General features: G+C 63.7%; 14 protein-coding genes. 10 read left to right on the top strand and 4 right to left on the bottom strand.

Annotated features, from left to right (window positions below; all coding sequences use genetic code 11):
• Positions 1-7: 7 nt before the first annotated feature.
• The 8 genes from flgD (at position 8) to LPJ38_RS13300 (ending at position 5,590) form a co-directional block, all read left to right on the top strand.
• Entirely contained in the window at positions 8-421 is a 414-nt protein-coding gene (gene flgD, locus LPJ38_RS13265) for a flagellar hook assembly protein FlgD (RefSeq protein WP_145635928.1), read from the top strand.
• Positions 418-684, top strand: coding sequence for a flagellar biosynthesis protein FliQ (gene fliQ, locus LPJ38_RS13270; RefSeq protein ID WP_027572776.1), 267 nt, complete (start codon positions 418-420; stop codon positions 682-684). The genes flgD and fliQ overlap by 4 nt, the downstream gene beginning before the upstream one ends.
• Before the next feature lie 172 nt (positions 685-856).
• Positions 857-2,938, top strand: coding sequence for a flagellar biosynthesis protein FlhA (gene flhA, locus LPJ38_RS13275; protein WP_145635925.1), 2,082 nt, complete (start codon positions 857-859; stop codon positions 2,936-2,938).
• A complete protein-coding gene (gene fliR / locus LPJ38_RS13280; protein WP_145635922.1) occupies positions 2,935-3,687 on the top strand; it encodes a flagellar biosynthesis protein FliR in 753 nt (250 codons plus the stop codon). The genes flhA and fliR overlap by 4 nt, the downstream gene beginning before the upstream one ends.
• A gap of 6 nt (positions 3,688-3,693) precedes the next feature.
• Positions 3,694-4,113, top strand: a complete 420-nt coding sequence (locus LPJ38_RS13285) for a hypothetical protein (protein WP_145635919.1) — start codon at positions 3,694-3,696, stop codon at positions 4,111-4,113.
• Positions 4,110-4,586 carry a rod-binding protein gene (locus LPJ38_RS13290; RefSeq protein ID WP_167520526.1) on the top strand — a complete coding sequence of 159 codons (477 nt, stop codon included), beginning with the start codon at positions 4,110-4,112 and terminating at the stop codon, positions 4,584-4,586. The genes LPJ38_RS13285 and LPJ38_RS13290 overlap by 4 nt, the downstream gene beginning before the upstream one ends.
• A gap of 39 nt (positions 4,587-4,625) precedes the next feature.
• Positions 4,626-5,135 (top strand): flagellar biosynthesis protein FlgN, encoded by a 510-nt coding sequence (locus tag LPJ38_RS13295; RefSeq protein WP_145635913.1) that lies wholly within the window; start codon positions 4,626-4,628, stop codon positions 5,133-5,135.
• Positions 5,132-5,590, top strand: a complete 459-nt coding sequence (locus LPJ38_RS13300; protein WP_145635910.1) for a hypothetical protein — start codon at positions 5,132-5,134, stop codon at positions 5,588-5,590. The genes LPJ38_RS13295 and LPJ38_RS13300 overlap by 4 nt, the downstream gene beginning before the upstream one ends.
• A 127-nt stretch (positions 5,591-5,717) precedes the next feature.
• On the opposite strand, the gene LPJ38_RS13305 is transcribed toward LPJ38_RS13300, so the two are convergent.
• On the bottom strand, positions 5,718-6,488 hold the full coding sequence (locus LPJ38_RS13305; RefSeq protein ID WP_167520518.1) for a response regulator transcription factor: 771 nt from the start codon (positions 6,486-6,488) through the stop codon (positions 5,718-5,720).
• A gap of 824 nt (positions 6,489-7,312) precedes the next feature.
• Here LPJ38_RS13305 and LPJ38_RS13310 point away from each other — a divergent pair.
• Complete coding sequence (locus LPJ38_RS13310; protein ID WP_145635904.1) at positions 7,313-8,251, top strand: hypothetical protein; 939 nt, start codon at positions 7,313-7,315, stop codon at positions 8,249-8,251.
• Positions 8,252-8,264: 13 nt separating this feature from the next.
• Here the strand turns inward: LPJ38_RS13310 and LPJ38_RS13315 are convergent, their stop codons facing one another.
• On the bottom strand, positions 8,265-8,843 hold the full coding sequence (locus tag LPJ38_RS13315; RefSeq protein ID WP_145635901.1) for a MarR family winged helix-turn-helix transcriptional regulator: 579 nt from the start codon (positions 8,841-8,843) through the stop codon (positions 8,265-8,267).
• 683 nt (positions 8,844-9,526) lie between these two features.
• On the opposite strand from LPJ38_RS13315, the gene LPJ38_RS13320 reads away from it, so the two are divergent.
• Positions 9,527-10,414 (top strand): dienelactone hydrolase family protein, encoded by an 888-nt coding sequence (locus LPJ38_RS13320; protein WP_145635898.1) that lies wholly within the window; start codon positions 9,527-9,529, stop codon positions 10,412-10,414.
• Between the two features lie 55 nt (positions 10,415-10,469).
• Here the strand turns inward: LPJ38_RS13320 and LPJ38_RS13325 are convergent, their stop codons facing one another.
• Both LPJ38_RS13325 and LPJ38_RS13330 read right to left on the bottom strand, forming a co-directional pair.
• A complete protein-coding gene (locus LPJ38_RS13325) occupies positions 10,470-11,735 on the bottom strand; it encodes a serine hydrolase domain-containing protein (RefSeq protein WP_145635895.1) in 1,266 nt (421 codons plus the stop codon).
• 122 nt (positions 11,736-11,857) lie between these two features.
• Entirely contained in the window at positions 11,858-12,706 is an 849-nt protein-coding gene (locus LPJ38_RS13330) for an SDR family oxidoreductase (protein WP_145635892.1), read from the bottom strand.
• Positions 12,707-12,763 lie beyond the last annotated feature (57 nt).

Consider the following 12,763-nt stretch of genomic DNA (forward strand, 5'->3'; position numbering starts at 1 on the left):
AGGCCAGATGAACGTCACCAGTGCGACCGACACGACCAGCAAGTCGTCCAACTTGACGACGACCACGTCGAGCAACAGCGTCGACTACAACACGTTTCTTCAGCTCCTCGTTGCCGAGATGAAGTACCAGGATCCGACCAATCCGATGGACACCGCGCAATATATGAGCCAGTTCGCGCAGCTCTCGACGGTCGAACAGGCCATGCAGACCAATTCGAAGCTGGACGCGCTGCTGTCCTCGCAGTCGCTGTCGCAGGCCAACGGGCTGATCGGAAAGACCGTCAGCTTCACCGATGCGACCGGCGCCAGCTTCACCGGCAAGGTCGTATCGGTCTCCATCAACAGCGACGGCTCCATCGCGACCCTCGAGAACGGTACCAAGGTCGCGGTCGGCCCCGGGCTCACGATCAGCCAGTCATGAACGAGCGGGACGCCCTCGACATCGTCCAGGCTGCGATCTGGACCATCATCGTCGCCTCCGGGCCCGCGGTCGGCGCGGCAATGCTGGTCGGCACCGTGATTGCGCTGATCCAGGCGCTGACCCAGATCCAGGAGGTGACGCTGACCTTCGTCCCGAAGATCATCGTCATTCTCCTCGTCGTCGCCGTCTCCGGCTCGTTCATCGGCGCACATCTGTCCACCTTCACCGAGATGGTCTATTCGCGGATCGAGCACGGCTTCTGATCGCCAAAGCATGATCCGGAAAAGTGCGAAGCGGTTTTCCGGAAAGATCATGCGTAAACAACAACCTGAAGCGCGATTATGATTCATCCAAATCTGATCGCGCTTCGGGGGCCACCACCCTCGCGTAAGCTTTGCGCGGCAGATTGCGAGCCGGATCCTCTGCCGGTGACCCATGGCCGATACGTTAGCTGCTAGCCTGCCCAGCCCGCGACGCCTTGGGGCGGACGCCTTCTTCGCGGCCGGTATCGTGACCATGCTCACGATCCTGTTCCTGCCGATCCCGCCGATCCTGATCGATCTCGGCCTTGCCTTCTCCATCGCGCTGTCGGCGCTGATCCTGATGGTGGCGCTGTGGATCCAGCGGCCGCTCGATTTCTCGGCTTTTCCGACCGTGCTGCTGATCGCGACGATCCTGCGCCTGGCGCTGAACGTCGCGACCACGCGCCTGATCCTGTCGCGCGGCGGGGAGGGCGAGCACGCCGCCGGCTACGTCGTGGCCGGCTTCTCCAAATTCGTCATGGGCGGCGACTTCGTCATCGGCCTGATCATCTTCGCGATCCTGGTCACGGTGAACTTCGTCGTGATCACCAAGGGCGCGACGCGTATCGCCGAGGTCGGCGCCCGCTTCACCCTGGACGCCATTCCCGGCAAGCAGATGGCGATCGACGCGGATCTGTCGGCCGGCCTGATCGACGACAAGGAAGCCCAGCGCCGGCGCCGCGAGCTCGAGGAGGAGAGCGCGTTCTTCGGTGCCATGGACGGTGCCTCGAAATTCGTCCGGGGCGATGCCATCGCCGGCCTGCTCATCACCGCGATCAACATCTTCGGCGGCATCATCATCGGCGTCACCCATCACGGCCTGACGCTGTCGCGCGCGGCCGACGTCTACACCAAGCTTTCCGTCGGCGACGGCCTGGTGTCGCAGATGCCGGCCCTGATCGTGTCGCTGTCGGCGGGCCTGCTGGTCTCCAAGGGCGGCACCAGGGGCTCGGCCGAGCAGGCGGTGCTGCGGCAGCTCGGCGGCTATCCGCGTGCGGTGTCGGCCGCCGCGCTGATGATGTTCGTGCTCGCCTTGATGCCTGGGCTACCGATGGCGCCGTTCCTGCTGCTCGGCGGCGTCATGGCCTTCGTCGGCTACTCCCTGCCGAAGCGGCAGGCGGCGCTGAAGCAGAAGGAGGATGCGCGCAAGGCCGACGAGCGCGCCCAGGCCGACGCCAAGGAATCCGTCAAGGAGCAGCTCAGGACCGCGGAGATCGAGCTGGCGCTCGGCGGCCATCTGTCGGTCCATCTGCTCGGCTCGCGCACCGAGCTTGCGCACCGCGTCGCCAAGATCCGCAAGAAATTCGCCAAGCAGTACGGCTTCGTCATTCCCGAGATTAAGCTCAGCGACAATCTCTCGATCGACCCCAAGGGCTACCAGATCCGGATCCACGATACCCGCGTCGCCCATGGCGAGCTCAGGCTCGGCGAGGTGCTGGTGCTGGTCGACAAGGACGGCAAGCCCGACGTGCCCGGCGAGGAGGTGATCGAGCCCGCCTTCGGCATGAAGGCGCTGTGGGTGACGGAAGCCTTCACCGACGAGGTCAAGCGTCAGGGCTGCAAGCCGGTCGACAATCTGTCGGTGCTGCTCACGCATCTCAGCGAGGTGATCCGGGCCAACCTCGCCCAGCTGTTGTCCTACAAGGACATGCGCGCGCTGCTCGACCGGCTCGATCCCGAATACAAGCGCCTGGTCGAGGATCTCTGTCCGTCGCAGATCTCCTATTCGGGCCTGCTGGCGATCCTGAAGATCCTGCTGGCGGAGCGGGTCTCCATTCGCAATCTTCACCTCATCCTCGAGGCGATCGCCGAGATCGCGCCGCATGTGCGGCGTTCCGAGCAGGTCGCAGAGCACGTGCGTACCCGTCTCGCCCAGCAGATCTGCGGCGACCTCTCCGACAACGGCGTGTTGAACGTGGTCCGCCTCGGCAATCGCTGGGACCTCGCGTTCCACCAGAGCCTGAAGCGCGATGCCAAAGGCGACGTCGTCGAGTTCGACGCCGATCCGCGCCTGATCGAGCAGTTCGCGACCGAAGCCAGCACAGCGATCCGCAAGTTCACCGAGAACGGCACCAGCGTGGTGCTGGCGGTGACGCCGGAAGCGCGGCCCTATGTCCGGATGATCCTGGAGCGGGTGTTCCCGACCTTGCCCATCCTGTCGCACGTCGAAGTCGCGCGCAGCGCCGAGATCAGGGCGCTCGGAGCCGTGTCGTGATCTCCGGCCTTACCGACAGCGTGCTGGTGACGTTCATCGTGTTTTGCCGCATCGGCGCCTGCCTGATGCTGGTGCCCGGCTATTCCAGCATCAACGTGCCGGCCCAGGTTCGCCTGTTCGTCGCGCTGGTCACGACGTTCGCGCTGACGCCGATTCTGATCGCCATCCTCAAACCTCTCACCGACAATGCCGCGCCCCTGACGCTGGCGCTGCTGATCTGCTCGGAGCTCGTGGTCGGCAGCGTGATCGGGCTCGGCGGCCGCGTGTTCTTCCTCGCGCTCCAGACCATGGCAACCGTGATGGCGAGCGCGATCGGGCTGAGCAACATCCCCGGCACGCCGGTCGGCGACACCGATCCGGCGCCGGCCCTGGTGCCGCTGATCATGGCGGCCGTCACCACGCTGTTCTTCATGACCGACCAGCACTGGCAGGTTCTGCGCGGACTGATGAACTCCTACGACGTCTGGCATCCCGGCAACAGGCTCGGCGGCAGCATGGCGCTCGACCAGCTCGTCGGGCGCCTGTCGGAAGCGTTCGTGTTGACGCTGCGGATCACCAGCCCCTTCATCGTCTATTCGGTCATCGTCAATCTCGCGGTCGGCTTGATCAACAAGCTGACGCCGGCAATTCCGGTCTATTTCATCTCGGTACCCTTCGTGCTGTTCGGCGGCTTTCTGCTGCTCTATCTCACCAGCGACGAGCTCCTGACGCAGTTCATGCTCGGCGTCTCCTCGTGGCTGGCGGAGTGATGGGTCATGACGTCGCGCGCTGACAAGCTCGGCCGGATGGTCTCGCTGGTGAAGCTCCAGCTGCGGCTGTCCGAATGGCAGCTCGCGCATCTGCGGCAGCAGGAGCGCAGTCTTGACGATGAGCAGGAATGGCTGGTCAGGGCCTTGAACGACGGCAAGCCGCCGGTGGGATCGTCGAGCGACTCGATCGCGCGGCGTCTCAACAGGACGAGCGTGGGCGCCCGCGCCGTGAAGGAGCACGCCTCGCTGCAGCTTGACCAGGTTCGCCGCGAAAGTCGCCGCGTGAGGCAGCTCGAAGAGGTCGCGAAGGCGGCTCTCGCCGACAAGCTTCGCGAGGCAGAGAAGCGATCGCTCGAGGAAATGACGGGCGCAAGCCCAGCCGTGCGCGAGTGGACGCCGCGGCCAGCCAGCCGGAACAAGACATGATCGTGACAGCGACACAAGACCTCCTCTTCGACGTGCTCGAAGCCGCCGACCCCCTGGCGCAACGCGCGGCAACCGCCAAGCTCGACGCCCTCAAATCAACGGATGCCGATTTTGCCGCCACGATGGAGGCGGAGGCCGGCAAGGCCAAGGCGGCTGCCGAACAATCCGCAACGAAGTTGTCCGAGGCGCAGCCGGGCGCCGTCAACGGCGCGCCGGTGCAAGTGATCAAGGCGCCTGCCTCAGGCGAGGTGTACCGGAAGTTCGAAGCCTACATCCTCCAGACCTTCGTCGAGGCGATGTTGCCGAAGGAGTCGGAGGAGGTCTTTGGCAAGGGCACGGCCGGCGGCATCTGGAAGTCGATGCTGGCGGAACAGCTCGGCAGCCAGCTGGCTAAGGGCAAGGGCATCGGCATTGCTACGCGGCTCGCCGCCGGGCAGCCGGCAGGACCGGGCGTGACGGGGAAAGCCGGGTGATCCGGCAATTGGTGACAAAAGTTGAAGGGTGAATTCGTGATGCAGGCACAAGAAAACGCGGCGACCCCGATGATGGAGCAGCCGGTCGTGGACATCGAGGCGACGACGGAAGCGGAAGCAAGGGATGCGTTGTTGCCCGCGCTGTTGCCGAATCCCGGCGGCGAGGTGATCGTCGATGCCACCGACACCGCGAAATCTGACGAGATGCGCGGCCTGCTGGCGGCGATCCGCCGGCTCGAAAGCATCGTCGAGGAGGAGACGGTCGCGCTTACGACCGGAAAGAAGGTCGATTTCGACGATTTCAGCGCCCGGAAGAGCCGGAGCATGCTCGAATTCGTCCGCCTGATGCGGGCAAGGATGCACCTCGGCGCCGAAATCGAGATCACCGAAGAGATCCAGCGGTTGCGCGAGAGACTGGAACGGAATCGCTCCGTGCTCGAAATGCATTACGACGCGGTGCGCGAGGTCGCGACCATCATCGTCAAGGCGGTCAAGGACGCCGAATCGGACGGCACCTATACCGGCCGCGCAACACAGGGCGGAAAATGATCAGACTGGTGCTGGCCGGGCTCTGGGTATGCATCCTGACGGCAGGGACGAGCTATGCCGTGGCCTATTGGAAGGAGAACGGCAGCCTGCTGGCCGCGAAGGACGAATATCTCGAGGGGCTGCAATACCAGAAGACGCGGGCGCTGAGCGTACCCATGGTCGAGAACGGCAACGTGCAGGGCTACATCGTCGCGCGCTTCGTCTACACCGTGGAAGGACGGACCCTGCATCAGCTCAACGTTCCGCCGGAGCCGTTCGTCGTCGACGAGGCCTTCCGCAGGATCTACGCCGACGACCGGCTCGATTTCAGGAAGCTTGCGCGTTACGACCTCTCCATCCTCACGACGGCCATCAAGCAGCGCGTCAACGAACGGATGCAGGCCGACGTGGTCCAGGACGTCCTGGTCGAGGACTTCAACTACGTCTCGAAGGAAGAATTCCAGCAGAAGCCGTAGGACTGCCCTGACGCGATGCTTCCGTTCGGGCGGGTCTGGATTCCGTGATCTCCGCGGCTGAACGTCAACGGCCTCTGCGAAGGGGACTCCGCAGAGGCCGTCGTCGATTTTGCAGCGCTGTGCCGCGCTAGTTGCCCGCCGGATACGCAGTCGGAACGGCATGCGCCCTGTTCAGGAGCATTCCGACCTCGTCGAGCTCCTGCATCGGGACGTCGAGGGTCTCGCCGGCCGGAATGTTGAGTCGATAGCCGACGTAGCGCCGGGCCACGATCGCGTCGAAGCCGAGGCGGTCGCGGAGTTTCTTGCGCAGCTTGCTGACGTGGCTCTCGATCACGCTCTCGTCGAAGGTCGATTCGAATATGCCGTAGACCGCGTTGAAGATCTGCGTCTTGGTGATCCACTTGCCGTGATTGCTCACCATATATTCGAGAATGCGCAGTTCGCGGCGGGGCAGGGTGAGGGCGTGGCCCGCGATCTCGGGGTCACGCCCGTTGAAGAAGACCCGGATCCTGCTCTCGCAGGGCCTCGGCAACTCGCCCACCCGACGGCGCGCGATCGCGGCTGTCCGGGCTAGGATCTCGCGCAGGTGAATCGGCACGTGCACGACGTCGTCCACGCCCGCTTCGAACATCTCCAGCGTGTTCTTGAGCATCTTCTGGCCGCTCATGGCGATGATGGGAGCCGAGGAGCGCTTGCGCATCGCCCGCGGCAGGCTTCCGCGGCCATCGCAGTCCCCGAGCAGGAAGGCGTCCACCGCCGCGAGGTCCGATTCACTCGCAGATTGCAGCCAGTCCCAGAATTCTCCGGAGGAGAAGCCGATCGACGAGACACCTTCGCGAACGAGCCCTCCGACGTAGCTGTTCGCGACACTCTCGCGATCATCAACGATAATATACATCAGTCTTTCGCCCCTGTTTCGCACTTGTTGCGGCCGGTTGGTTGTTTGTGATGCCCCGGCTCGGCAACGATGCTGTTTGACGACATTCCATCCCGCGAACCGTTATTGTGGTTTCGATATTCGCGGGCAGCCCTACGCATTCAGTGCCTGCGTCTCGCAGGCCTGCTACTTCGACTCGATACTGAAACGCTTACTGTGTGAGGTCCGGCGGGTGTCTTACGGATCACCTCGCGGAGCGGATCGAGAAACGACCTAGATCAGTTGCGCCAAGTTGCTCATCGCGTCCGAACGCAACTGAAACCGTGTCGTTCTCCTCGCCAACTGGCGAGAATCACTTGTCTAGGACCGTAACGATTGCCGTTTTCCGATCAAGCGTGCGCCACAAAGCGATTGCTATTTGTGCTTGATGCTGTTGGTTCGCTTCGAGTTGTTTCTTGGTATATCCAATCGCATCAGTTGATTTGGAAACTAAACCAGTTCTGCAACGTAGGCGGTCTACAGTTCCGCATCCCCGTACAATTTCAGCTCTTTTGGGTGGTGCGGTTCGTCATGTAAATCGAGGGGTTTTCAACCCGGGATTGACGGTCAAAGTCCTGTTTCCACATGCGACAATTCGACTCATGTATTGCGACTGGACTCGAGCTTGGCGAAATCTTGGCGAGTGTGTGGCTTTCGAGTCGCACTCGCGCTACGTGCGCGATGCGTTTCTGCTCATGTGACGTCGCTTCGCGCGCGACGAAAGTGTTTTCGATCCGCACGTTTCAGGCAAGCTTCGGCACGTAACGTTGCCGTTCGACAGATCGAACCGAACGGAGCATTGCCACATGTTGTCCGATGGACAAGCTCGCCCCAACGTGACCGTTGATGCTGCCGCAGCGGCGAGGCCGGCTCCGGAGGCGCGCGATACAAAGGACGATGCTGCACGAACCGCGAAGCCCGCCACGAGCGCAAAGCGTGTTGCGGCGAGTGACGAAGCTCTGGCGAAAGAGGCGCTCGAGGGCTTGAAGCGTATTCGCGCCAAGGCGCGCCTCGACAAGATGGCGATACCGAAACCTGCGCCGGCTGTGATCAAGCCAGCCGTGATCGTGGCCAAGCCGCCGCCGCCGCGCCCGACATGGGTCGTGCCGCTCGCCACGCTGGCGGTTGCCGCCATCCTAGTGGTCTGTGCCTGCACCGGCGTGATCGCCTATCTCACCACGACCCAGCCCGCCCAGAGCAGCGTTGCGGCCAACGCCGAGATCAGGAATCTGCGCGAGACGGTGGCGCAGCTGCGCAAACAGGTGTCGGGCGTGTCCGAAAATCTGGACGGCCTGCGCACCGCGGTCGATCAGTCGAGCAAGGCCACCAACGACCGCTTCGGCAGGTTTGCCGAGAACCTGGACCGCATCGAGCGGGTGAGCTCGTCCTCCACGGCGAAGCTCGACAAGCTCGCCCAAGCACAGGTTCAGGCCCCGGTACCTGCAACCGTTGCATCGCAGCCATCGCCGGCACAGGCGATGCCGATGATGGCATCGGTCGCTGCGCCCGAGGTCACGGGTTCGATTCCGCCGTCGGCGCCGCGCAAAGTCATCAAGGGCTGGTCGGTCCGGCAGGCCTATGAGGGAATTGCGATCCTGCAAAGCCCGAATGGCGTCATCGAAGCCGTGCTGGGACAGCAGGTGCCCGGGCTCGGCCGTATCGAGGACATCAGGAACGAGAACGGGCGCCTGGTGGTGGAGTCCAGCGGGGGCGTCGTCTATTCGTCGCGCAAGGCGGCGCCGTGACCGGCGCGACCTTCTACTGGCGGTGATGCTCGAAGCTGGTGCAGAGCAGATCGACCTCGGTCTCCGCAATCGGCGCGCGAAACAGGCGGCAGCTGAACTCCACCGTGGTCTTGTTGTCCGTGGCGGTGCGATCCTCCCGGAGGAAGATGCATCGCCTGCAGACGTCGGTGTGATGCCGCTGCTCGGCCGCGTCCGACCGATCCAGCACATGCCGGACCGTGTCGCGAAAGCGGACCTTGACGTCGTCGTCGAGGACGGCAATCGCCTCGATAAGCACGTTGACGGGGTCGCGCACCAGGAACTTCTTGCCCTGTTGCGTCACGCTCAATGTCACCGAGCGCTTGTCCTTGGTCGAGCGCTTGCGCTCGAGATAGCCGAGCCGCTCGAGCTCGCCGATGATGAACGAGGCGGTGCCGCGCGTGGTGCCGACGTAGCTCGCCAGCGCCGACGGCGTTCGGGAGAACGGGTTGGCGCGGGAGAGGAATCGCAACGCCATCCACTCGCGGTCGCGCAATCCGTGCTTGGTACCTTCGAACCACAGGATGCGCGCGACCTGCTCCAACAGTTCAATCGATTCGCGAGCCAAACTCATTTCAATTCCAGGTCGGATAAAGCTTTATTCAATTGGGCCATGGAGTAAGCGCAATCTGGGTGGACGAGAACGAAGCACTCGAGCGGTCTTTCGTCGTGCCGGACGGCAGATCGCGCGGGAAGATTGTCTTCATGTCCGGAAGTGGAACTTCCGGTCGTGGAACTAGAGCGCCACAAAGAAAGTTCGAGTAAATCGCTCGGCTCAACTCATCCGAAAATTTCAATCAAATCGCGTCGGCTCACGCGTGGATTGACGCTGATGTGCGGTGACTGCGCAACATGATGCGTCATTGTCGCCACTGCGATGTCCATTTGTTGCGGTCGAAGCGTCCCAGAAGCGTGAGTCGACGCATTCCCTGCAGCGCCGCGCGGCGTGGCTGAACCGTTTTCTCGGTTAATGGATGTTGCGATGCGATGCGGCTGGACGGTTAAGTCCGCAGCACGAGCGAGTGCCGGAATGTCAGAGTGTCGTCAGGAAAGACAAGCAGCGCCGTTCAACGTCAAGCGTACGGCATTTGCAGCCACCACCGATTGCGATGAGCCCGATGCCGGAGATTGCACCGGAGCGCTGCGCTGGACAAATCGGACAACAGCGCACTCGCGGGCTGGTGATTTGCGTTTCGCCGGCAATTACTGGCGAATGCGTCGCCGCCGGGATACCAGGCAGCAGGAAGGGATAGACCAATGAGCTTCGAAACCACCATGACATCCGACGTCGTCGGCCTGACGAAAATCGCGCCGGTCTCGCGCCGCGGATTCATGAGCGCCACCGCGGCCGTCGCCGCCGGCTACACGCTTGCGGCCGGTCCGGTCCGGGGGGAGGCGATCACGACCGACACTAACGGCCTCCAGGCCGGCGAGGCCAAGATCAAGGTCGGCTCCGAAGAGATGCCGGCCTATTTCGCCCGCCCCGCCGGCAACACCAAGGCGCCTGTGATCATCGTGGCGATGGAGATCTTTGGCCTGCACGAATACATCAAGGACGTGACGCGCCGCCTCGCCAAGCTCGGCGCCTTCGCGATCGCGCCGGACTATTACTTCCGCAAGGGCACCGATCTCACCAAGATCTCGGACATCAAGGACCTGCTGCCGATCGTCAACGCCAAGCCCGACGCCGAGCTGCTGTCCGATCTCGATGCGACGGTGGCATGGGCGGGATCGCAAGGCGGCGACACCGCGAAGCTCGGCATCATCGGCTTCTGCCGGGGCGGCCGCACGGTCTGGGAATATGCCGCACATAGCAGCACACTCAAGGCGGGCGTTGCCTTCTACGGCACCGTGGTCGATCCCGAAAATCCGCTATGGCCGAAGAGCCCGATGCAGCTCGCACCCGAGATGAAGGCGCCGGTGCTCGGCCTCTATGGCGGTGCCGATACCGGCATTCCCGTCGCGCAGGTCGAGCAGATGAAGGCCGCGCTCGCGCAGAACAGGAAGACGGCCGAGTTCAAGATCTATCCCGAAGCGCCGCACGGCTTCCATGCCGACTACCGCGGTAGCTACCGCAAGGATGCCGCGGAAGACGCCTGGAAGCAGGCGCAGGCCTGGTTCAGGAAATATGGTGTTCTGAGCTGACGCTGGATACGAAGGGCGGCCGATTGGCCGCCCTTTTGATTTCAGCGCAACGGTCTCACTTCACCATGGCGCCATAGACGATGTCCTGGACCTGCTCGCGATAATATTTCCTGAGCTCGCCCGGCGCTGCCGTTCCCACCACGACGACGAGACGCTCCTTGGGATCGCAGAAGAACTGCGTCCCGTAAGCGCCGTTCCAGGTGAACTCGCCGGGATTGCCGGGGACCGACGACAGGCCCTCGCTGGTGCGGACCGCCACCGAAAGGCCGAAGCCGAAGCCGCCGCGATGCGGCTCGACATTCGCCACGTTGTTCTTGATCTCGGGACCGAGATGGTTGGTGGTCATATGATGGACAGTCTTCGGTCCGAGAATGCGCTGGCCGTCGAGCTCGCCGCCATTGAGCAGCATCTGCCCGAAGCGGAGATAGTCGCCGATCGTCGCGAACGCGCAGGCACCGCCGCAATCGAACTTGGTCGGTGTGTCCAAGAGCTTGATCGCCTGCGGCTTGCCGGTCAGCGGATCATTGGCAAAGGGGCGGGCGAGGCGAGGGCGCTGCGCCTCGCTCGGGTGAAACGTTGCGTCCTTCATGCCGAGTGGTTGCCACACATTGGCGGCGAGGTAGTCACCGAGCTTCTGCTCGCTCACCTTCTCGACGACCGCACCGAGCACGTCGATCGAAAAGCCGTACTCGAACACGGTCGAGGGCTGATGTGCCAGCGGCAGCTTGGTGATGCGATCGATGAAGGCCTGCGTGTCGCCCTCGATCGCGGGCGCGATGCCGTCAGGATATTGCCGAGCCACCGGACTTGAGCTGTCAGGGCGGCCGCCATACATCAGGCCGGACGTGTGGCGATAGAGGTCATGGATGAAGATGGGCGAGGCCTGCGGTTCGAGCTTGAGTGATCCGTCCGGCTGGGGCACGCCGACCTTCATGTCCGCAAAGCCGGGATAGTAGTCGGAGAGCTTGGCCTGGAGCGGCAGCCGGCCCTGCTCCAATAGCGTCAGGCCCGCGACCGCCGCCATCGGCTTGGTCATCGAGGCCAGCGCGAAGATCGCGTCGATCGGCATCGGCGTGCCCTTGTCCGGGTCGAGCATGCCATAGGCCTTGTAGTGTACGAGCCTGCCGTCGCGTGCCACCGCGACGACCGCGCCGGGCACGCGCTTGGCGGCGATCTCGCGCGCGAAGAAGTTATCGAGCCGTGCGAGCCCCGGCTTGGAGATGCCGGCGTCGTCGGGATTGGTTTCGGGCAGCGGCGCAGCGTTGGCTGCGCCGAACGTGATGATGGCAGCCGCTGCGATCATGGCGATCGTCTTGTTCATTGCATCCTCCCAAGAGGCGAGCACGTTAGGCCGTGGCTCGCTCGACAACCAGATCACGACCGCACCGGAATGAAGTCAAGCGCAGGCAGGGCATGTCTGGGACGCGCGGGAAATGCGGGAACCTATCGTGCTTCGCCCGCGCGCCACAGCGCATCGAGGCCGTGCCGGTAGGTCGGGCAGGCCAAGGTGACGCCGAGTTCGCGCTTCAGCTTCGCATTGGAGACGCGGGCGCTGCTGGCATAGAAGCTGCGCGCCATCGGCGACATCTCGGCGATGGCGAACGGCTCTTCGGGCGGCGGCGCAACGCCCATCAACTGCGCGGCATAGGCGATCACGTCCTGCGGCGGCGCGGGCTCGTCGTCGCACACGTTCCAGGTGCCGCCGTTCGGGTGATGAATAACCGCCATGATCGCGCTCGCGATGTCGTCGACGTGGATGCGGTTGAAGACCTGCCCCGGCTTGATGATGCGCCGGGCCGTTCCAGCGCGCAGCGTCGCCAGTGCGTTGCGGCCGGGGCCGTAGATGCCGGCGAGCCGGAGGATCGCGGCATCGCCACCTGTCATATTGATCCAGGCCTGCTCCGCCGCGATCCGCATTTGCGTCCGCTCGACCGCAGCCTGCGGCGGCGTGCTTTCGTCCACCCATCCGCCGGCGTGATCGCCATAGACGCCGATAGTGGAGAGATAAATGACCTTGCGGCGGCGCGCGGTCAGTGTGTCACCGAATGCACCAAGCGTGGGATCGCCGGTGCTGCCGGGCGGGATAGATACGAGAAGGACATCGGCCTCGTTAATGCGTTCGGCCGTCCTGCGGTCCGGATCGCTCCCGGAAAACGCATGCACCTCGATGCCGGCAAGATCATCCCGCTGTGCGGGGTCGCGAACGGTGCCGGCGATATGCAAGAAGGCGCCGCCGAATCTGCGGACGAAGTGGCGGGCGCTATAGCCATAGCCGAGAATGAAGAGCCGCATGCCTCTGCCGTGCCGGTCGGAGTTCCATCGCGCCGCTGCGCGCATCTCCGCTCATAA

Source organism: Bradyrhizobium daqingense, assembly GCF_021044685.1.
Lineage (GTDB): Bacteria > Pseudomonadota > Alphaproteobacteria > Rhizobiales > Xanthobacteraceae > Bradyrhizobium > Bradyrhizobium daqingense.

Bases quoted from the DNA above. Each gene is read 5' to 3' on its own strand.
- flgD (WP_145635928.1), top strand. From the start codon at position 8: ATGAACGTCACCAGTGCGACCGACACGACCAGCAAGTCGTCCAACTTG.
- fliQ (WP_027572776.1), top strand. From the start codon at position 418: ATGAACGAGCGGGACGCCCTCGACATCGTCCAGGCTGCGATCTGGACC.
- flhA (WP_145635925.1), top strand. From the start codon at position 857: ATGGCCGATACGTTAGCTGCTAGCCTGCCCAGCCCGCGACGCCTTGGG.
- LPJ38_RS13285 (WP_145635919.1), top strand. From the start codon at position 3,694: ATGACGTCGCGCGCTGACAAGCTCGGCCGGATGGTCTCGCTGGTGAAG.
- LPJ38_RS13290 (WP_167520526.1), top strand. From the start codon at position 4,110: ATGATCGTGACAGCGACACAAGACCTCCTCTTCGACGTGCTCGAAGCC.
- LPJ38_RS13295 (WP_145635913.1), top strand. From the start codon at position 4,626: ATGCAGGCACAAGAAAACGCGGCGACCCCGATGATGGAGCAGCCGGTC.
- LPJ38_RS13300 (WP_145635910.1), top strand. From the start codon at position 5,132: ATGATCAGACTGGTGCTGGCCGGGCTCTGGGTATGCATCCTGACGGCA.
- LPJ38_RS13305 (WP_167520518.1), bottom strand. From the start codon at position 6,488: ATGTATATTATCGTTGATGATCGCGAGAGTGTCGCGAACAGCTACGTC.
- LPJ38_RS13310 (WP_145635904.1), top strand. From the start codon at position 7,313: ATGTTGTCCGATGGACAAGCTCGCCCCAACGTGACCGTTGATGCTGCC.
- LPJ38_RS13315 (WP_145635901.1), bottom strand. From the start codon at position 8,843: ATGAGTTTGGCTCGCGAATCGATTGAACTGTTGGAGCAGGTCGCGCGC.
- LPJ38_RS13320 (WP_145635898.1), top strand. From the start codon at position 9,527: ATGAGCTTCGAAACCACCATGACATCCGACGTCGTCGGCCTGACGAAA.
- LPJ38_RS13325 (WP_145635895.1), bottom strand. From the start codon at position 11,735: ATGAACAAGACGATCGCCATGATCGCAGCGGCTGCCATCATCACGTTC.
- LPJ38_RS13330 (WP_145635892.1), bottom strand. From the start codon at position 12,706: ATGCGGCTCTTCATTCTCGGCTATGGCTATAGCGCCCGCCACTTCGTC.